Raw genomic sequence first — 19975 nt, 5'->3', positions numbered from 1 at the left:
ACTCCAAATTAGTCTGACGTAACAGAAGAGAGCAGGCAGAGCCTTACTCTCTTCTGTTCGCCTATAGAAAATACGTTTGTTTTATACGAGGTTCAGTTTTTGCAGGCTTTCCGCGATTTGAACTGAGTTCCAAGCGGCGCCTTTTAACAGGTTATCAGAAACAACCCACAAATGAAAACCGTTTGCTCTGTCCAAATCTTTACGGATTCTTCCTACAAATACATCGCGTTTGCCGACGCAATCAGCAGGCATCGGGTAAAGCTGCTCCGCCGGATCATCCTGAAGCGTAACACCCGGAGCTTCTTTTAAAAGCTGTTTCATATCTTCAACGGTTGCGTCATCACGGTCAAGCTCAATGTAAACAGATTCTGAGTGCCCTGTTTCAATCGGCAGTCTGACACATGTCGCAGCCACTTCCAGCTTCGGCATATGCATGATTTTTTTCGTTTCATTAATCATTTTCATTTCCTCAAACGTATAGCCGTTATCTTGGAATTTATCAATTTGCGGAATGGCGTTAAATGCGATTTGATAATGCTTTTTGTCGCCTTTAACCGGCATAATGGACGGTTCTGCAGGTTCATTGTTTAAAATCGCCTTTGTCTGGCTGTACAATTCCTTCGCCGCTTCATTGCCGGCCCCGGACACAGCTTGGTAAGTAGATACAATGACTTTTTTCAAACCGTACGCTTTGCGGATCGGTTCAAGCGCAGCCACCATCTGAATCGTTGAACAGTTAGGGTTGGCGATAATGCCGTTATGTTTGTGCAGATCACCTTCGTTCACCTCAGGCACCACGAGCGGTGTATTTTCGTCCATCCGGAATGCGCTGGTATTGTCAATCACGATGGCTCCCCGTTTTACAGCCTCAGGCGCCAAGCTTTGTGATACGCTTCCGCCGGCGCTGAATAACGCGATATGAACGCCTTCGAAGCTTTCAGGAACAGCTTCCTGCACTGTATATTCTTCGCCTTTAAACGTTACTTTCGTACCAGCAGAACGCTTTGAGGATAGTAGTGTGAGTGTTTCGATTTCAAAGTTTCTGTCTTCCAGTGTTTTCAGCATTTGCTGTCCTACGGCTCCCGTCGCTCCGACAACTGCTACGTGTAATCCTCTTCCCATCTGTAAAACTCCTTCCGCCAATTAAGCATCATTTGTTGAATTGACTTTGCATTTTACGTTTTATTTTACCATAGAATAGTCACGGATTGACCGAATTTTTTTATTCCGGAATGATTTTCTGTCATCATGATTTTTTATTCATGATGGTGTACGAGCACCGGCTGAACTTGCTGGTGCAAAAGAGCTTTTTCTACCGTAATCGGAAGGAGATCCATTCTGGCGACGAGCGATGTCGGTTTTTTCACGTGGTCGTCCTGGCCGAACGGGATGAAATATATGTTTTTTGCGGACATCAGCCTCATTAAATTCGTTCCGTTTAAACCGAGTCCGTCGTTTGTCGAAATTCCGAGCACGACCGGGCGGCCGTTGCGGATCGTGGCTTTCGCAGCCATAAGGACGGGGCTGTCAGTCATCGCATTTGCGAGTTTGCTCATTGAATTTCCGGTTAAAGGGGCGATGACCATGCAGTCGAGCGGAAGTTTCGGCCCGAGAGGCTCCGCTTTTACGATGGAATCAATCGCCTCAAAGCCTGTTGCTTCTTCAATTTTTCTGACCCAATCTCCCCCCTCCCCAAAGCGGGTATCGGTCGATTGAACGGTTGATGTCACGACCGGCCGGACTTCAGCTCCTTGACTGATAAGCGCCTCTATTTGCGGAAAAACTTCCTCATATGTGCAATGCGAGCCGGTTAATCCGAATCCGATTCTTTTCCCTTTCAGAGACATGGTTATTTCCCCTCTTTCTTTAAGTCTGCCAAAAGCTTGCTCAATACGTTCGCAATAATCTGTCCGGCTGTTTTCGGGGCCACAATTCCCGGAAGACCCGGAGCAAGCAGCGCTTTAATGCCTTGTTTTTCAGCATATTTGAAATCCGTTCCGCCCGGACGGGATGCTAAATCCAAAATCAAGGTCTTCGGCGTCATGCGCGATAAAACGCTTTGATTCAGAATCAAGCTCGGTACGGTGTTAATGCAGATATCAATATCATTTACATGTTCAGTAAGCTCTTCAAGTTGAAAAGGAGAAAGCCCCATTTCCGTTATACGGGCCAAATGAGCCGAACTCCGCGCGCCCACTTTTACCTTCGCCCCTAACGCCGCAAACGTCCGGGCGATCGTCATACCGGTGCGCCCCATGCCGAGAACGGCGACATTTGATCCGTGAATGGTATAATCCGTATGCTGAATCGCCATCATGATTGTTCCTTCAACAGTGGGAATCGAGTTGAATATCGCGATATCGTCCCGTTCAAATAATTTCACAAGTTTGCGGCCGGCTTCGCTGGCGATCCCCTCAAGATACGCGTTGGAGATGCCTGAATAAATGACGCAATGCTCCGGTGTCCGCTCAAGATAGCTCTGCTTTAATACCACTTCTTCATTTGAAAAAACCGTGGAAACAACGCCTTCTCCGGTCGTTGCCGATACGGGCAGGATGATACTGTCTATTTTTTGAAAGGGAATCTCATCGATTTTGCATTTGACGGTTCCTGTAAAACCGTCATCCAATTGGTCAAACCCTGCAAGATAAATATCGGCATGCTGTTCTGTCAGCTTTCTTATAATCTCAAGCTGTCTTGCGTCACCGCCAATGATCGCAATTGTCAATCCGGTTAACATCTGAAACGTTCACCTTCTTTACAGTTACTGGATCTTTTAAGTGTCATCCTCCTCTTCATCGTATGTGCAAAGAGAAAGGGCGGTGAATGTACAGCGTCTTTTTCATGAAAAAAGCACCGGCTGTATGAGCCGGTGCTTGCAAAAAATGAATAAGATCTACTCTTCGGGAGGCGTGATCTCCCCCGGAACGTCTAAAATGATCATGTCTGATCCGATTTTTTGGATATGATTCCAGGGGACGCGGATGTCGTGGCCTTGTTTTCGCAATCCGAACCATTTTACCGTCGGTATCAACAGCGCGGTAATTTGTCCGTCCTGTTCATTAATTTCCAAATCGGTCTGGCCGAGCACGCCGAGCCGCTCTGCCCGTTTAATGTCCACAATTTCTTTACCTGAAAGTTCACTGAGCCTCATGATAGCCACCCCCTTGTACTATATGACCCGGAGCAAAAAAAAATGCCTGCCCCGTATAGAGGCAGACTGCTTTTCCGATTAAGACGAGGCCGGCATATTGCCGGTCGGGCTGATGAGCGATAGTGCGTAATCATCCGTAAATAAGCGGCGGCTGAGGCCGTTGACGCTTTCCAGGCTGACCGCATTTAATTCAGTGATAATTTCATCCATGGTCTTATGCTTTCCGAGCAGGAGTTCGTTTTTCCCGTTCCGGCTCATTTTGCTGTTTGTGCTCTCTAAGCTGAGCATTAAGCTCCCCTTCATTTGCTCTTTGCTGTTTTCCAGCTCTTTCGGGGTGATACCGTCACGTTTTAGAACCGATAACGTTTCCTGAATGGTTTCAGACAGAAGTCCGAGCTGATTCGCGCCGGTGCCTCCGTAAATCGTCAGCATACCGCTGTCTTCATAGGAACTGTGATAGCTGTATACAGAATAGGCCAGTCCTTTATCTTCGCGCACATCCTGGAAAAGACGGCTGCTCATGCTTCCGCCCAGCACGTTGTTTAAGACGATCAAATCGTAAATGTCCGGATCTCCGACTTTCAGGCCTTTGAAACCGAGACAGAGATGCGCCTGTTCGGTGTCTTTTTTTCTGGTCAGCTTTTCATAATGAAACTCAGGCTCGCTGATGCCGCTTGCTTTGCCCTTCGCTTCGTATGTACCGAACCATTTCTCCACGTCTTTAATGAATTGTTCCGTTACATTTCCGGCGACAGAAATGACGACGCGGTCCGGCGTGTAAAAGTCATCCATATGCTGTCTGAGAGAATCGCCGTTAAATGACGAAAGCGTTTCCTCCGTCCCGAGAATCGGGTAGCCGAGCGAATGATTGCCGTATGTCGCTTTGCTCAGCAGATCGTGGACAATGTCATCCGGCGCGTCTTCATACATTTTGATTTCTTCATATACGACGTTCTTTTCTTTTTTGAGCTCATCTTCGTCAAAAGCAGAATGAAAGAACATATCAGCCAGCACATCAAGTGCGTAGTTTGCATGCTCATCCAGCACTTTGGCGTAATAGCACGTATATTCTTTTGAAGTGAAGGCATTCACTTGGCCGCCTATCCGATCGAAGGATTCTGCGATTTCACGTGCGGACCTGGTATTTGTTCCTTTAAAAAACATATGCTCAAGAAAGTGCGAAATACCGTTTGTATCCGGCGTTTCATGACGTGATCCCGTCCCGATCCAGACGCCGATTGCCACAGACCGCACCGTTGGATTATTTTCAAGCACAACTCTTACACCGTTTTGGCATGTATAGCGTTTTATCAAGTCTGTTCCTCCTATTCAAAAGACAGGCAACTGCCGCCTGCTACTTCATCAGCCTGTTTTCATCCATTAAGTCAGACACTGAGCCGAGCGCGTAGCCTTTTTCTTTGATTTTTGCAATCAGTGTATCCAGGCTTTTCGCAGTCGGATCAGTCGGATGCATTAAAATCATGGCTCCGTTATGTATTTTGCTCAACACCCTTGTTTGTAAAACAGCCGGAGACGGTTTTTGCCAGTCAATGGTGTCAACGGTCCACATGATGGTGCCCATTCCTTTTTCCGCCGCAAGATCGACCACCGCTTTTCTGAAGCTGCCGCTTGGCGGCGCAAACCATTTCGGCTTTATGCCGAGCGTCTCGCTGATTTGTGCATTGGTTTTGTCAAGCTGTTCGGAAATGCTTCCTGAAGTCAGTTTGCTCATATCAGGGTGATTGTATGAATGATTTCCGATTTCATGTCCGTCTGCCGCTATTTTTTTCCCCAGTTCCTGATTGTTTTTCAGCCATTTCCCTTCAAGAAAGAAAGTTGCTTTGACCTGGTGCTGCTTCAGAATAGGCAGCATTTGCTCCACGTATTCATTTCCCCAGGCGACATTTATCAGGAAAGCGACCATTGGTTTGTCGGGATTTCCTTTATAAATGGGTTCGGGCGCGAGAGAATCAAGATGGACTTTCGGTTTTACCTGCTCATAGACAAGGCCGTCTTCGTGAAATTCTCCGTCCTTTTTCATTTGTTTATAGGATTTTTCCACATTGACTTTTAAACCGTTATATCCCGGTATGCTCTTCCATATTTTATCAATCCGCGCGTCTTGCGGCTTCACTTCATACTCTGACGCTTTTTGCAGTAATTCTTCATAGAGCGGATCTTTTGATGCTGACACAGTTACAGCGTCTTTTTTCATTGCGTCTATGTAATCAACTGTATACGGATTTTTTAACATTTCAAACGAAACAAAAAAAAGAAATAAAAAAACGGCAAACGGCACGAATTTTTTCAACATGTCCTTCCCCCCTCACCACACATTATGTATGAGGAGGACAAGGTAGAACCCGTCTGTTGTCTTTCTCAAAATAAAGAAGCCGGGTCTCCCAGGCTCCTTGTTAGGTTTTCATTTAAGATTGTTGTTGTTCCTGTTCTTTTTCTTTCTCTTCGCGCAGCACTGCTTTACGCGACAGATTCACTCGTCCCTGTTTGTCAATTTCAGTTACCTTCACAAGGATTTCGTCACCGATTTTCACAACATCCTCAACCTTGCCGACCCGTTCGAGCGCTAGTTCAGAGATGTGAACGAGACCGTCTTTTCCGCTGAAGATTTCAACGAAAGCGCCGAATTTCTCAATCCGTTTGACTTTACCGAGGTAAAGCTGGCCGACTTCGACTTCTCTGACAAGATCTTCGATGATTTTTTTCGCTTTTTGGTTGCTGCTTTCATCAGTAGAAGAAATAAAGATGGTGCCGTCTTGTTCAATGTCAATTTTAACACCGGTATCTTCAATGATTTTGTTGATTTGTTTACCGCTCGGTCCGATAACGTCACGGATTTTATCCGGATTAATGTTCATCGTTAAAATTTTCGGCGCATATTGAGAAAGTTCTTTTCTTGATTCACCAAGCGTGCTGAGCATGCTGTTCAAGATTTCCATTCTTCCTTTTTTCGCCTGCTGAAGCGCTTCTTCAAGAATTTCTCTTGAAAGGCCTTCAATTTTAATGTCCATTTGCAGCGCTGTCACGCCTTTTTCCGTGCCGGCTACTTTAAAGTCCATGTCACCGAGGGCGTCTTCCATCCCTTGAATATCCGTTAATACCGTATAGTACTCGCCTGATTTCACAAGTCCCATCGCGATACCCGCAACAGGGGCTTTAATCGGAACACCTGCGTCCATCATGGCAAGCGTGCTCGCGCAAATGCTGGCCTGTGAAGTGGAACCGTTTGATTCAAGCACTTCGGATACGAGACGGACCGTATACGGGAAGTCTTTTTCATTCGGAATGACCGGCTCAAGCGCACGCTCTCCAAGAGCACCGTGACCGATCTCACGGCGTCCCGGTCCGCGCATCGGGCCTGTCTCCCCTACGCTGAACTGCGGGAAGTTATAATGATGCATAAAGCGTTTTGATTCTTCCACGCCTAAACCGTCAAGAATCTGAACGTCCCCAAGGGCGCCTAATGTACAAACGCTGAGCGCCTGCGTCTGTCCTCGCGTAAACAGCCCGGAGCCGTGCGTTCTCGGCAGAAGGCCGACTTCTGAAGAAAGCGGGCGGATTTGATCAACGCCGCGGCCGTCCGGACGGACTTTTTCTTCTGTGATCAAACGGCGCACTTCGTTTTTCACGAGTTTAGACAGTGTCTGTTTCACTTTTTTAATCGTATCTTCATCATGCTCTTCTTCTTCGAATTTCGCGACAACTGCATTTTTCACTTCATTGATCGCGTCTTCGCGAGCATGTTTTTCGTGAACCTGAATGGCGCTGAGAAGATCCGGCTCCGCAAGGCTTTTTACTTTTTCGCTGAGCTCTTCGTCAATTTCATACAGTTCGATTTCCGTTTTCTCTTTGCCGACTGCCGCGACGATTTCTTCTTGGAATGCGATCAGGCGCTTAATTTCTTCGTGACCGAACATAATCGCCTCAAGCATGATTTCTTCAGGAACTTCATCCGCTCCGGCTTCCACCATGTTGATGGCGTCTTTTGTGCCTGCAACGATGAGGTTGATATCACTTTTTTCAAGCTGGTCAACCGTCGGATTGATGACGAATTTCCCGTCAATGCGGCCTACCGTCACACCCGCGATCGGGCCTTCAAACGGGATATCGGAAACGCAAAGAGCGAGTGATGAACCGAACATTGCAGCCATTTCAGATGAGCAGTCCTGATCAACACTCATGACAATGCTGATGACCTGTACTTCGTTGCGGAATCCGTCTGCGAAAAGCGGGCGGATCGGACGGTCAATCAGACGGCTGGCTAAAACGGCCTTTTCACTTGGACGGCCTTCTCTTTTAATAAAACCGCCCGGAATTTTACCTACTGCATATAATCTTTCTTCATAGTTAACGGTAAGCGGGAAAAAATCTAGCGGTTTCGGTTCTTTTGATGCGGTTGCTGTGCTGAGCACTGCAGTATCGCCGTAGCGGACCATGACAGCGCCGTTTGCCTGTTTGGCAAGCTGGCCGGCTTCTACTGTAAGCTGTCTGCCGGCCCAATCTATGGTAAAGACATGTTTCTCTTGTCCCATTCGATTACGAGCTCCTCTCTTAATGTGTGAAATAATCAATTACTCCTATTATGAACGAAATGAATTGAACATATCAATGTCAAAGTAGTATGTAAAAGGATTTCATTGTTTTTTATCATTATTTTTTTCGCTTTAATACGATAAAAAAGCGGGAATCCTCCCGCTTTTTACGATTATCGACGTAAGCCTAGTTTGTTAATTAACTCACGGTAACGAGTTACGTCTTTATTACGCAGATACGTAAGAAGATTACGACGTTTACCTACCATTTTAAGAAGACCGCGACGTGAGTGGTGATCTTTCTTGTGAGTACGCAAATGCTCGTTCAAGTTGTTAATTGAGTCTGTTAGGATAGCGATCTGAACTTCTGGAGATCCAGTATCAGATTCGTGTGTTTTGAACTCACTGATGAGTTGATTTTTACGCTCTTGAGTAATTGCCATCCTGTTTCACCTCCATATCATAATTAGCCCCAGTTACCTAGCAACCGTCGGTGACTTCGGATTGCCAAGCAATGGTTTTAAGACTACGAAACATATGATACTAAAAATCGCGCCCATATGCAAATCTTTTAGAAGAAAATTTGTGTACTTTTGATGTTTTTTCCGTTATTTGCTGAAAAAACGGATCGCTTCTTGTTTGTCTTTCCCGATCTGAGCCGTCAGTTCATCGATGCCGTTAAACTTCCGTTCGCTTCGGATTCGTTTGTACCACTCGATTTTAACGTCTTCTCCGTATACATCCTGTTGAAAATTAAACAAATGTACTTCAATTGACGGCTGATCGGGACGCTTTTCATAAAAGGTCGGTTTGTAGCCGATGTTGCAGACGCCTTCATACACCTCGCCTTTTATTTCGGCTTTCACTGCATACACGCCTGTCGGCGGCACGATATAACTGTTGTGCAGGCCGACATTCGCGGTCGGAAAACCGATGGTGCGGCCTCTTTTGTCTCCGTGAATCACAGTGCCCCGGACAAAATACGGCTGGCCGAGAAGGGTGTGCGCAAGTTCAACGTCACCATCCTGTAGCGCTGACCGGATATAAGTGGAGCTGATCTTTCTGTCCTGCTCGGTCTGTTTCTCGACAGTCGTGCATCCGGCCTTGCCGTTTAAATCGTCCGGCAGCGTCTCCATCGTGCCTTTTCCGTATTTTCCGTACGTAAAATCGAAGCCTCCCACAGCGTGCCGCGCGTTTAACCCTAAAATATACTCCTCGGCAAACTGTTTTGGAGACAGAGACGCAAACGCTTCATCAAACTTTACGACATACAGCACATCAGCGCCTAAACGCCCGATCTGGCTGATTTTATCTTCAAGCGGCGTAATCAGATCCTTTGGCTCTTTGTCCCTGCCCAACACATGGGAAGGGTGGGGATGAAACGTCATAACGGCCAGCGACAGGCCTTTTTCTTCGGCTATTTGTCTGGCTGTTCCGATTACTTTCCGGTGTCCCAAATGAACGCCGTCAAAGTAGCCGAGCGCCATGACAGACGCCGGCTGCTCTTCTTTTTGTAAATGATGCGGATGAGAAATATGTATCGTCTTCACAGAACGGTCACCTTTTTTCTTATTGTTCGCTTTTTTGCATGAGCACTTTAGCCGGTTTCAGCAGTCCTTTTTTTGAAGGATGCGGCATATAAATGGCCACACATTCTCCGTCTTCAGTACAGACCGCTATACGGGCGTCAGCTGTCATTGCAGAAAATTCCGCCGGGATGTCAAACACTGACCCGTTTTCAGCTTTCTTAGCTAATGTATCACTTATGACCCATTTCGGCAAATGATTGAGCGCTCTTTCAATCGGCACGGCATGCTCTGCAACCGTTCCGTCTGAAACCTGCTGTTCAAGTTCCTCAAACGTGAAACACTCATCAAGGCTGAAATCGCCGGAAGCGGTGCGGATGAGATGCGACATATGCGCGGGATAGCCGAGTTTTTCACCGATTGTCACCGCCAATGTTCTCACGTAAGTGCCCTTTGAGCACGTGACTGTAAAGCGGAATGATGCTGTGTCTTCTTTATAAGTGACAGGGGAAGTGAGCGCGATATCTTCAATCGTGATATTCCGCTTCGGCCGCTCCACTTCAATACCGGCTCTGGCGTATTCATAGAGCTTTTTCCCGTTGACCTTTACAGCGGAATACATCGGCGGCACTTGCTCCTGCGGTCCCTTCAGTTCGTCTAAAACGGCTTTGATATCCGCTTCTTTCAGCGGCTCCTTGACAGGTTTTACGCTGACCGTTTCTCCAGTCTGGTCTTCGGTCGATGTGGAGAAGCCGAGAGTGATCTCAGCATCGTACGTTTTTGACTTGTCGGTGACGTACTCAACAATCTTTGTGGCCCGTCCGACACAGATCGGCAGTACGCCTGACACTTCCGGATCAAGCGTTCCCGTATGTCCGACTTTCTTTGTTTTTAACAGTTTTCTTATTTTCATTACACAGTCGTGAGAAGTCATGCCGACCGGTTTATGTAAAAGGAGAACTCCGTTAACCATATGTCTTTCGCTCCTTTGTTATCAATTGTATCCCGTAAAACGCAGAAAAGAGGACAGACGACACTCGCCCATCCTCTTTCCTTGTTATTCAGACGGTTTATCTGAATGCAGTTCGTGAATCAATGTTTCAATACGGTTGCCGTACTCAATTGATTCATCAAATTCAAATTCAAGCTCAGGCGTTTTGCGGAGTCTGATTCGGCTGCCGATTTCGGAACGGATAAATCCTTTCGCTTTCTCAAGCCCTTTCAGCGCCTCCTCTTTCTTTTTCTCTCCGCCGAGAACGGAGATATACACCTTCGCTATTTGTAAATCACCTGAAACACGTACGTCTGTTACAGTGAGAAATCCGATTCTCGGGTCTTTCAGCTTTCGGCTGATAATATCCCCGAGCTCTTTTTTCATCTGCTCGCCGACACGGTTTGCTCTCATACTCAATTCAATCACCTCTAAGTTAAAACCACTCTGTTCTAGTGATCGTCCGTTCTATTTCGGGAAAGGAGTCAATAAACGCGAGTACACGCTGGATCTCCTTTTCCGCCTGAACGTGAGAGGAGGAGACGACGGCGATTCCGAAGCTGGTCCGCTGCCAAGTGTCCTGATAGCCGATTTCTGCGGCCGACACGTTGAACTTATTCTGAACCCTCGTTATAATCCGCTTCAGAACGGCTCGTTTCTCCTTTAATGATCCCGCATCATAAATGATGCATTCACATTCCGCAAATCCGATCACTTTCTTTCGATTTCCTGCATGACATACGCTTCAAGGATGTCGCCTTCGCGAATGTCATTGTATTTCTTAATTGTAATACCACATTCATATCCTTGTGAAACTTCTTTCACATCATCTTTGAAGCGTTTCAGAACGTCTACTTCCCCTTCGAAGATGACCACGCCGTCACGGATCAGGCGGAGTCCGCTGTCACGTGTAATGTGGCCGTCTGTTACATATCCGCCGGCAATCGTGCCGATTTTCGACACTTTGAATGTTTGGCGCACTTCAACCTGGCCGATGACTTTTTCTTCGTATTCAGGATCAAGCATTCCTTTCATCGCCGCTTCAATTTCTTCGATGACTTTGTAAATGATACGGTGAAGACGGATATCTACATTTTCAGCTTCAGCCGTGCTCTTAGCATTTCCGTCTGGGCGCACATTAAACCCGATAACGATTGCATTTGAAGCAGATGCGAGAATGATGTCTGATTCCGTAATCGCACCGACGCCTGTGTGAATGATTTTCACTTTTACGCCTTCTACTTCAATTTTTTGGAGAGCGGCTGTTAACGCTTCGGCTGAACCTTGAACGTCAGCTTTTACGATTAAATTGATGTCTTTGACATCGCCTTGTTTAATTTGTTCAAACAGATCATCGAGGCTCAGCTTCGCTTTGTCGCTGCGCTGTTCTTCCAGTTGCTTGGAAGCGCGTGCTTCACCGACAGAACGGGCTGTTTTTTCGTCTTTAAAGACGAGGAATTGATCGCCAGCCTGCGGTACGTCGTTTAAGCCAGTAATTTCTACAGGTGTGGACGGTCCGGCTGTTTTCACGCGGCGGCCGAGATCATTGACCATGGCCCGCACGCGGCCGAATGTATTTCCGACAACGATCGGATCTCCGACATTCAATGTTCCCGTTTGAACGAGAAGTGTCGCGACAGACCCTCTTCCTTTATCGAGCTCAGCTTCAATAACCGTTCCTTTTGCCTGACGGTTCGGATTGGCTTTCAGCTCTTCCACTTCACTGACAAGCAGAATCATTTCGACAAGCTCGTCAATTCCCTTGCCTGTAAGAGCGGACAGAGGAACGAAAATCGTTTCTCCTCCCCATGCTTCAGGAACGAGTCCGTATTCAGTCAGCTCCTGCATGACACGGTCAGGGTTCGCGCTTTCTTTATCCACTTTATTCACGGCAACGATAATCGGAACCTCAGCCGCTTTCGCATGGTTGATGGCTTCGACTGTCTGCGGCATAACGCCGTCATCAGCCGCTACGACTAAAATGGTAATATCAGTTACTTCCGCACCGCGCGCACGCATTGTTGTGAACGCCGCGTGTCCCGGAGTATCTAAGAACGTGATTTTTTTGCCGTTTTCTTCGATCTGGTAAGCCCCGATATGCTGGGTGATTCCGCCGGCTTCACCTTCAACAACTTTTGTTTTTCTGATGCTGTCAAGCAGGGTCGTTTTCCCGTGGTCAACGTGGCCCATGATCGTCACGACAGGCGGACGGATTTGAAGATCTTCTTCTTTGTCAGCCTCTTCATATTTTTCAAGCTCAGTTTCTTCAAGCACAATCACTTCTTCTGTTTCTACACCGTATTCAGATGCGATCAGTTCGATTGTGTCTTTGTCAAGCTCCTGGTTAATGGTAGCCATTACGCCCAGAAGCATCAGTTTTTTAATGAGTTCAGACGGCTCTTTGCCCAGTTCCTCGGCTAAAGCTCCGACTGTTAAAGAGCCGGAAAACGTAATTTTCTCAGGAAGCTCTTTTTTCGGCTTCAGCGGTTTTTGCTGATACTGATTTTTGTTGTTATGATTGCGTTTGTTTTTGTTTTTGTTATTGTTGTTATTCTTCTTGTTTTTGTTAAATTGATTATTCTGCACGTCATTCTTCTTTCCGTCTCGAATTTTGTTTGGTTGATTCCCAGCAGGCTGCTGATTAATCCCTTGCGGCTTGTTTTTGTTCGTTTCCGCAGGCTTCTGAGATGTAACGCCGGCGCCGCCTTTTTTAAATTTCGCATCAAGCTGCTTAATGGTCTTTTCTTCAAGCATTGCCATATGGTTATTTACTACTATATCCATGTTTTTCAGCGCAGTCAAAATTTCCTTGCTTGAAACATTGATGGCTTTTGCATATTCGTAAACTCTCATTTTAGCCATTCGTTCACCCCCAAAAATATTAATCGAGCAAGCTGATCAGCTTATTCGCAAAACCTTGGTCAGTGACGGCGACAACGACACGTGATTCCTTGCCGATAGAGCGGCCGAGATCCGCGCGGCTTTCGACTTTTTTATAAGGCACTTTATAATAATTGCATTTATCGGATACTTTTTTTGCAGTATTCGCAGATGCATCTTCTGTCAGCAGAACAAGTTTTGCACGCGCATTTCTAATTTCTTTTATAACCAAGTCCTCGCCCGACACGACCTTACGAGCTCGATTGGCCAGACCCAGCAAGGGAAACCATTCCATTCCAGACATGTTATTTTTTCACCTTTTCCGCCAGTTCCAGCAATTCTTCGAAAATCTGGTCATCGATTTGTGATTGAAATTGATTTTGCAATGTGTTTTTCTTTTTCGCAGCTAAGATGCATTCTTTCTCAAGGGTGATATAGGCACCCCGCCCGTTCTTCTTTCCGGTCGGATCGACTGAAATCTCTCCTTCTTTAGAACGGACAATTCGGATCAGTTCCTTTTTAGGCTTCATTTCCCCCGTTACCACGCATTTGCGCAGAGGAATTTTTTTTCGCTTATTCACCTAAAGTCACCTCTTATTCATCCGATTCGGCTGTTTCAGGCTCCATAAAGAGCGGCTCTAAATCGTCATCTTCTTCATGCTCTCTCGGATAGATGCCAAGGTCTCTTGCATCCGTTTCACTTTTGATATCGATTTTCCAGCCTGTCAGTTTCGCAGCTAAGCGGGCGTTTTGCCCTCTTTTTCCGATTGCCAGAGAAAGCTGGTAATCAGGAACGATGACAGTCGTGGCTTTTTCTTCTTCGCTGACGATGACATCCAGCACTTTAGACGGGCTGAGCGCATTGGCAACAAATTCAACCGGATCATCAGACCAGTTGACGATATCAATTTTTTCGCCCTTCAGTTCATTGACAATCGCCTGCACGCGCTGGCCTTTAGGACCGACGCATGAACCGACCGGATCAACGTCAGGGTCATCAGTGCGGACGGAGATTTTAGAGCGGTCGCCCGCTTCTCTGGCAACGGATTTCAGTTCGACCGTTCCGTCATAAATTTCCGGCACTTCGATTTCAAAAAGACGCTTCAACAGACCAGGATGCGTTCTTGATACATAGATCTGAGGCCCTTTTGTCGTTTTTTCGACCTTTGTGATAAATACTTTAATCCGATCGTGCGGTTTATAGCTCTCATTCGGCATTTGTTCATTGACGGGCAGCAGCGCTTCAATCTTGCCGAGAGACACGTAAATAAACTTGCTGTCTAAGCGCTGTACAATTCCCGTCATGATGTCTTCTTCACGATCGATAAATTCTGAGTAAATCACGCCGCGCTCAGCTTCACGGACACGCTGCGTCACCACTTGTTTCGCCGTCTGCGCAGCAATGCGGCCGAAGTCTTTCGGCGTTACTTCTATTTCAACGACATCTCCGACAAGGTAGTTCGGATGGATGTGCTGGGCGTCGTCAAGCGAGATTTCAAGTCTTGAATCGTATACCTCGTCTACGACATCCTTTCTTGCGAACACGCGGATCGTGCCCGTCTCACGGTTCAGATCGACCCGTACGTTTTGCGCCTGGTTAAAATTTCGCTTATACGCGGAAATTAAGGCAGCTTCAATTGCTTCGATGATAATGTCTTTACTGATGCCTTTTTCTTTTTCAAGAATAGTGAGAGCATCTAATAGTTCACTGCTCATGTTAGCGGTCTCCCCCCTTAAACACTAATACTTCATTCATTAAAATGTTACAGCTAATCTTGCGTTAGCTATTTTTTCATACGGAATATTGACCCGTTTCTTTCTTGTTTTGACCGTCATCTCTATTGTAACAGTTTGTCCATCGAATTCAGCCAATTTGCCTTCAAACACTTTTAAACCGTCAATCGGTTCGTACGTTTTCATGTACACATTTTTGCCCAGTGATTTTTCGAAGTCGGCTTTTTTCTTTAATGGACGCTCGGCTCCAGGAGAAGATACTTCAAGAAAGTAGTTCTGGGTGATCGGATCGGCCTCATCCAGCTTTTCGCTTAACGCTTCGCTGACTTTGGCGCACTCCTCAATATCAACACCGTTCTCGGAATCAATAAACACGCGAAGGAACCAGTTTTGACCCTCTTTGACAAATTCAATGTCTACGAGTTCAAGCTGAAGGTCATCCAGTATGGGCTGAGCCATTTCTTGAACGGTATCAGTCACTTTTTTGCTCATGTTTTTCCTCCTTGTGCTGTCGATATCATATCAGCCGTTCCTCTGCATAAAAACCCTGCTTCAAAAGAGCAGGGGCATTGAGAAAACGATGGACATGTCGAGGCAAAATTGCCTGTTCAATACAAAAGAGCGGGTTTCCCCACTCTTTGCCTCGGTAATCGTTAGCATTTCCAATAAAACTATACCATAACCATATATTTAATGCAAATCAAACTCCGCTCGGAGGCTGTGCACAAAGCTTAAAACAGAGACAGCTGATTTTGGTCCGGAAGCGACTCAAGACAGCCGTGACGGTCTAAATACTCTAAAATGGTTTTTGACACTTTTCCGCGTTTTTGAAGATCCTCTTTTGAAAGGAACTCCCCTTCCTTCCGCGCTTTCACAATATTGAGAGCGGCGTTGGTTCCGAGTCCCGGAATTGAGTTGAACGGCGGGATGAGACTGTTGCCGTCAATGATAAATTCCGAAGCGCTCGAACGGTATAGATCGACCTTCTGGAAGGAATAGCCGCGCTCACACATTTCAAGCGCAAGCTCTAACACGGTAAGGAGGTTTTTCTCCTTCGGCGAAGCATCAAGCCCTTTAGAGCTGATATCATCCATCACCGCTCTGATGGCAGTCGAGCCTTTAATCATTGTATCAATGTCAAAGTCATCTGCGCGGACGGTAAAATACGCAGCATAATATAAAAGCGCGTGATGCACTTTAAAGTATGCAATCCGCACCGCCATCAGCACGTATGCGGCGGCGTGGGCTTTCGGGAACATGTATTTGATTTTTTTGCATGAATCAATATACCAGTTCGGCACATTGTTCTTTTTCATTTCTTCTTCCCATTCCGGCGTCAGGCCTTTGCCTTTACGGACGAATTCCATGATTTTAAAGGCCAGTGAAGGCTCAAGGCCCTGATAGATCAAGTAAACCATAATGTCATCACGGCAGCCGATCACTTCGCTCAGTTCACACGTATTGTTGTGTATCAGTTCCTGCGCATTGCCGAGCCATACGTCCGTTCCGTGAGAAAGCCCGGAAATCTGGACAAGCTCGGAGAACGTCGTCGGCTTCGTATCCTCAAGCATCTGCCGCACAAATCGCGTCCCGAATTCAGGAATGCCGAGCGTCCCCGTTTTACAGCCGATCTGCTCTTCAGTAACGCCGAGCGATTCTGTGCCTTGGAAAATCTTCATAACTTCCGGATCATCTGTCGGAATCGTCTTCGGATCAATTCCGCTTAAATCCTGGAGCATCCGGATGACGGTCGGATCATCGTGCCCCAATATATCAAGCTTCAGCAGGTTGTCATGAATGGAGTGGAAGTCAAAATGAGTCGTTTTCCATTCAGACCCCGTCGCATCTGCCGGGAATTGTATCGGTGAAAAATCGTAAATATCCATGTAATCCGGGACAACGATAATCCCCCCCGGGTGCTGGCCGGTCGTTCTCTTAACGCCGGTGCAGCCTTGCACCAGACGGTCGATCTCCGCGCCGCGCATGTGCAGGTTGTGATCGCCCGCATAGCCTTTCACATATCCGTAAGCCGTCTTTTCCGCGACGGTGCCGATCGTTCCCGCGCGATACACGTTATCTTCACCGAACAATACTTTCGTGTAGTTATGGGCATGCGGCTGATACTCACCTGAGAAGTTCAAATCGATATCGGGTACTTTGTCACCTTTAAAGCCTAAGAACGTTTCAAACGGGATATCATGTCCGTCCTTTTTCAAAGGGGTGCCGCAAGACGGGCAGCTTTTATCCGGCAGGTCAAAACCGGAACCGACTGATCCGTCATTAAAGAATTCGGAATATCGGCAGCTCGGGCACACGTAGTGCGGAGCGAGCGGGTTCACTTCAGTGATTTCCGTTAAGGTCGCCACAAGCGATGAACCGACGGACCCCCGGGAGCCGACGAGATAACCGTCATCCAGAGACCGTTTTACAAGCTTATGAGAGATGAGATAAATAACGGCGAACCCATGGCCGATGATACTTTTTAATTCTTTTTCTATTCTCGCTTCCACAATTTCGGGAAGCTCTTCACCGTAAATGCTTCTGGCGCGCTGATAGCTCATTTCACGGATTTCTTCATCAGCCCCGTCAATTTTCGGCGTGTACAGATCGTCTTTGATTGGTTTGATCTCATTGATCATCGAAGCGACTTTCTGCGTATTGTCAACCACGATTTCTTTCGCTTTTTCCGCACCGAGGAAGGAGAAAGCCTCCAGCATTTCATCTGTCGTTCTGAAGTGCACTTTAGGCAGTTCGTGTCTGTTTAACGGGTTGGCGCCGCCTTGGGAAGATATTAAGATCTTCCGGTAAATTTTATCCTCATCGTTTAAATAGTGGACATTTCCCGTAGCCACGACCGGCTTATTCAATTTTTCTCCGAGCTTCGTAATGTTGGCGATGATTTCTTTCAGCGCTTTTTCATCCCGGACGAGCTCAAGCTGCAGAAGGTGTCTGTATACTTCCGGCGGCTGCACTTCAAGATAATCATAGAAGGATGCGATATCTTCAACCTCTTCAGGAGATTTTTGCATCATGCCTTCAAAGACCTCACCCCTGTCACAGGCAGAGCCGATTAACAGACCTTCTCTGTATTTATTAAGCTGCGACCTCGGAATGCGCGGCACTCTGTAGAAATATTGAATATGAGAAATGGACACGAGCTTAAACAGATTTTTAAGGCCGGTCTCATTTACGGCAAGCAATGTAGCGTGATAAGGCCTTGATCTCTGATAAGCATTGGATTGTCCCATATTCTCATTCAGCTGATCATGATAAAAAATGTCTTTTTCAGCGGCATCTTTGAGCATTTTCAACAGCAGGTAGCCCGTTGCTTCAGCGTCAAAAACCGCTCGGTGATGCTGGGTTAATTCGATATCAAACTTCTTACATAACGTATTTAAGCGGTGATTTTTAAACTCAGGATACAGGAAACGCGCGAGTTCCAGCGTATCAATGACCGGATTTTTCGCTTTTTCCGTTTTCAAAAGACGCTTGTACGCTACATTTAAAAATCCCATATCAAAGCTGGCGTTATGAGCCACAAGCACGTCATCGCCGATCCATTCTTTAAAATCCCGGACGACATCAACGACATCGGGAGCGTCGCGGACCATGTCGTCAGTAATCCCGGTAAGCTCTATCGTCGTTGCTGACAGCGGATGGTGCGGATTGGCGAATGCTTCGAATTTATCGATGATTTCTCCGCCTCTTATTTTGACTGCGGCAAGCTCAATGATGGTGTCATACACTGCGGACAGACCTGTCGTTTCAACGTCAAAGACAACGTATGTGTCTTCTTCCAGGAGACGGTGAGCTGGATTGTATGCGATCGGAACGCCGTCATCTACGATATTGGCTTCCATTCCGTAAATCATTTTAATGCCGTGTTTTTTCGCGGCGGAATAGGCATCCGGGAAAGACTGCACAACGGCATGATCAGTTAACGCAATCGCTTCATGTCCCCATTTTTTCGCCTGTTCGACAAGCTTTCCGATGCCCGTTACAGCATCCATTTGGCTCATCGGAGAATGCAGATGAAGCTCAACCCGTTTTTCGCCTTCAGGAGCGGTGTCTTCACGGGTTTTCGCTTTTATTTCATTCACGTCATTTGCAATCATGACGAGGTCTCTGACGAATGTATCGTTTTGAATGCTTCCCCGCGCCTTCACCCACATGCCTTTTTTCAGCGTTTTCATCAAAGCGGCGTCTTCTTTTTCTCTGGCGAACATTTTTACTAAAATGCTGTTTGTATAGTCCGTGATTTTGAAAATGCAGAGCGTGCGTCCGCTTTTCAGCTCGCGTGTTTCAGCATCAAACACAAACCCCTGCACCGTAATTCTTCTTTCTTCATCCATGATGCTGTCAAGCGTCCGGATTTCTTCGTTCTCTTTAATTTGATAGCCGATGACAAGCGGTCCGGACGGTGCCTGATCCTCATCGCCCTCTTTTTCCTTCTTCTCCATCTCGATAAGCGCCTGCATCGCCCGCTCCTGATCTTCAGCAAGCTTTTGCTCGCGGAATTTCTGGACTTCTTGGTCAGATATGAAAATTTCGGTATCCAGCTGCAGTTCCGGAAAGCCGAATTGGCGATAGCTGTGCTGAATCAGCGCGAAGTATTTGTTTTTGAGCGCAGATGCTTCTGTATCTGTTTTTGTTTTCACGATCAGTTTGTTTCCTTTGAGCTTCGGCTTCTGCTGATTCAAAAGAGCCACCATCGGCGGCGAGGTTCCTTCAAGCTCTTCAATACAGCGTGTCCAATAATCCTGTACAAGCTCCTCTGTCACTGTAGGATCAATGACCTGAACAGACGATGTGACACGGGCGATGTGAGCAAACGATTGTGTTAACCTCATCATGAATGAATCATATATTTGATACGGCAGAAGAGCCTTAAAGCGAAATTGGAAATGCCAGGCTTTTTCTGCTTTATGGATTGTCAGTTTATCAATCTCTCCGTCTTCAAAGTATGTCATGAAGGTATCATCTGTCATATTAAGCTGCTGCAGAAGAATCTGAAACTGTCTTCTGTTTACTGATAACTGTTCCATTCAGACAGTATCCCTCCCTTAAAACATCATAAGTGAAGGTACCTCCGCAGGTGATGAGGTACCTTCTTTTTTCTCTATTTTAACATGATTTTGTA

At 46.6% G+C, this 19975-nt stretch carries 18 protein-coding genes; all 18 read right to left on the bottom strand.

The features are described from left to right. Positions 1-81 precede the first annotated feature (81 nt). The 18 genes from asd to JNUCC22_RS08375 all read right to left on the bottom strand — a co-directional run bounded on the left by asd (position 82) and on the right by JNUCC22_RS08375 (position 19880). Positions 82-1122: an aspartate-semialdehyde dehydrogenase gene (gene asd, locus JNUCC22_RS08460; protein WP_025284739.1), complete on the bottom strand. Its 1041-nt coding sequence runs from the start codon at positions 1120-1122 to the stop codon at positions 82-84. A gap of 134 nt (positions 1123-1256) precedes the next feature. Continuing rightward, positions 1257-1847: a dipicolinate synthase subunit B gene (gene dpaB, locus JNUCC22_RS08455; protein ID WP_007409809.1), complete on the bottom strand. Its 591-nt coding sequence runs from the start codon at positions 1845-1847 to the stop codon at positions 1257-1259. A gap of 2 nt (positions 1848-1849) precedes the next feature. Continuing rightward, positions 1850-2740, bottom strand: a complete 891-nt coding sequence (gene dpaA, locus JNUCC22_RS08450) for a dipicolinic acid synthetase subunit A (RefSeq protein ID WP_007409808.1) — start codon at positions 2738-2740, stop codon at positions 1850-1852. Positions 2741-2896: 156 nt separating this feature from the next. Beyond that, the gene (locus JNUCC22_RS08445) at positions 2897-3154 is read right to left on the bottom strand and encodes a YlmC/YmxH family sporulation protein (protein ID WP_003154176.1); all 258 of its coding nucleotides are present in this window, start codon (positions 3152-3154) and stop codon (positions 2897-2899) included. 78 nt (positions 3155-3232) lie between these two features. Then, complete coding sequence (locus JNUCC22_RS08440) at positions 3233-4468, bottom strand: M16 family metallopeptidase (protein WP_012117570.1); 1236 nt, start codon at positions 4466-4468, stop codon at positions 3233-3235. Between the two features lie 40 nt (positions 4469-4508). Continuing rightward, positions 4509-5468 (bottom strand): polysaccharide deacetylase family protein, encoded by a 960-nt coding sequence (locus tag JNUCC22_RS08435; protein WP_012117569.1) that lies wholly within the window; start codon positions 5466-5468, stop codon positions 4509-4511. Positions 5469-5580: 112 nt separating this feature from the next. Next, on the bottom strand, positions 5581-7704 hold the full coding sequence (gene pnp / locus JNUCC22_RS08430) for a polyribonucleotide nucleotidyltransferase (protein WP_007611468.1): 2124 nt from the start codon (positions 7702-7704) through the stop codon (positions 5581-5583). 173 nt (positions 7705-7877) lie between these two features. Beyond that, positions 7878-8147, bottom strand: a complete 270-nt coding sequence (gene rpsO / locus JNUCC22_RS08425) for a 30S ribosomal protein S15 (RefSeq protein WP_003154182.1) — start codon at positions 8145-8147, stop codon at positions 7878-7880. 165 nt (positions 8148-8312) lie between these two features. Beyond that, on the bottom strand, positions 8313-9254 hold the full coding sequence (ribF, locus tag JNUCC22_RS08420) for a bifunctional riboflavin kinase/FAD synthetase (RefSeq protein ID WP_007409804.1): 942 nt from the start codon (positions 9252-9254) through the stop codon (positions 8313-8315). A gap of 19 nt (positions 9255-9273) precedes the next feature. Next, positions 9274-10203 (bottom strand): tRNA pseudouridine(55) synthase TruB, encoded by a 930-nt coding sequence (truB, locus tag JNUCC22_RS08415; RefSeq protein WP_017417788.1) that lies wholly within the window; start codon positions 10201-10203, stop codon positions 9274-9276. An 84-nt stretch (positions 10204-10287) separates the two neighbouring features. Further along, positions 10288-10641 carry a 30S ribosome-binding factor RbfA gene (gene rbfA / locus JNUCC22_RS08410; RefSeq protein ID WP_003154185.1) on the bottom strand — a complete coding sequence of 118 codons (354 nt, stop codon included), beginning with the start codon at positions 10639-10641 and terminating at the stop codon, positions 10288-10290. Positions 10642-10657: 16 nt separating this feature from the next. Beyond that, a complete protein-coding gene (locus JNUCC22_RS08405; protein WP_003154188.1) occupies positions 10658-10936 on the bottom strand; it encodes a DUF503 domain-containing protein in 279 nt (92 codons plus the stop codon). Beyond that, a complete protein-coding gene (gene infB, locus JNUCC22_RS08400; protein ID WP_015417484.1) occupies positions 10933-13083 on the bottom strand; it encodes a translation initiation factor IF-2 in 2151 nt (716 codons plus the stop codon). Before infB ends, JNUCC22_RS08405 begins: the two co-directional genes overlap by 4 nt. A gap of 19 nt (positions 13084-13102) precedes the next feature. Continuing rightward, positions 13103-13405 carry a YlxQ family RNA-binding protein gene (locus JNUCC22_RS08395; protein ID WP_003154192.1) on the bottom strand — a complete coding sequence of 101 codons (303 nt, stop codon included), beginning with the start codon at positions 13403-13405 and terminating at the stop codon, positions 13103-13105. Position 13406: 1 nt separating this feature from the next. Continuing rightward, the gene (gene rulR / locus JNUCC22_RS08390; RefSeq protein ID WP_003154193.1) at positions 13407-13682 is read right to left on the bottom strand and encodes a glucose-induced regulator RulR; all 276 of its coding nucleotides are present in this window, start codon (positions 13680-13682) and stop codon (positions 13407-13409) included. 13 nt (positions 13683-13695) lie between these two features. Then, positions 13696-14817: a transcription termination factor NusA gene (nusA, locus tag JNUCC22_RS08385; protein WP_003154195.1), complete on the bottom strand. Its 1122-nt coding sequence runs from the start codon at positions 14815-14817 to the stop codon at positions 13696-13698. A gap of 39 nt (positions 14818-14856) precedes the next feature. Further along, positions 14857-15327 (bottom strand): ribosome maturation factor RimP, encoded by a 471-nt coding sequence (gene rimP, locus JNUCC22_RS08380; RefSeq protein WP_007409801.1) that lies wholly within the window; start codon positions 15325-15327, stop codon positions 14857-14859. Positions 15328-15566: 239 nt separating this feature from the next. Continuing rightward, a complete protein-coding gene (locus JNUCC22_RS08375) occupies positions 15567-19880 on the bottom strand; it encodes a PolC-type DNA polymerase III (protein WP_032866048.1) in 4314 nt (1437 codons plus the stop codon). Positions 19881-19975 lie beyond the last annotated feature (95 nt).

It is taken from the genome of Bacillus sp. JNUCC-22 (assembly GCF_018861275.1).
GTDB classification, from domain to species: domain Bacteria; phylum Bacillota; class Bacilli; order Bacillales; family Bacillaceae; genus Bacillus; species Bacillus velezensis.
Note: the sequence above shows the minus strand (reverse complement) of the source record. Positions and strands in the feature narration are given on the sequence as shown.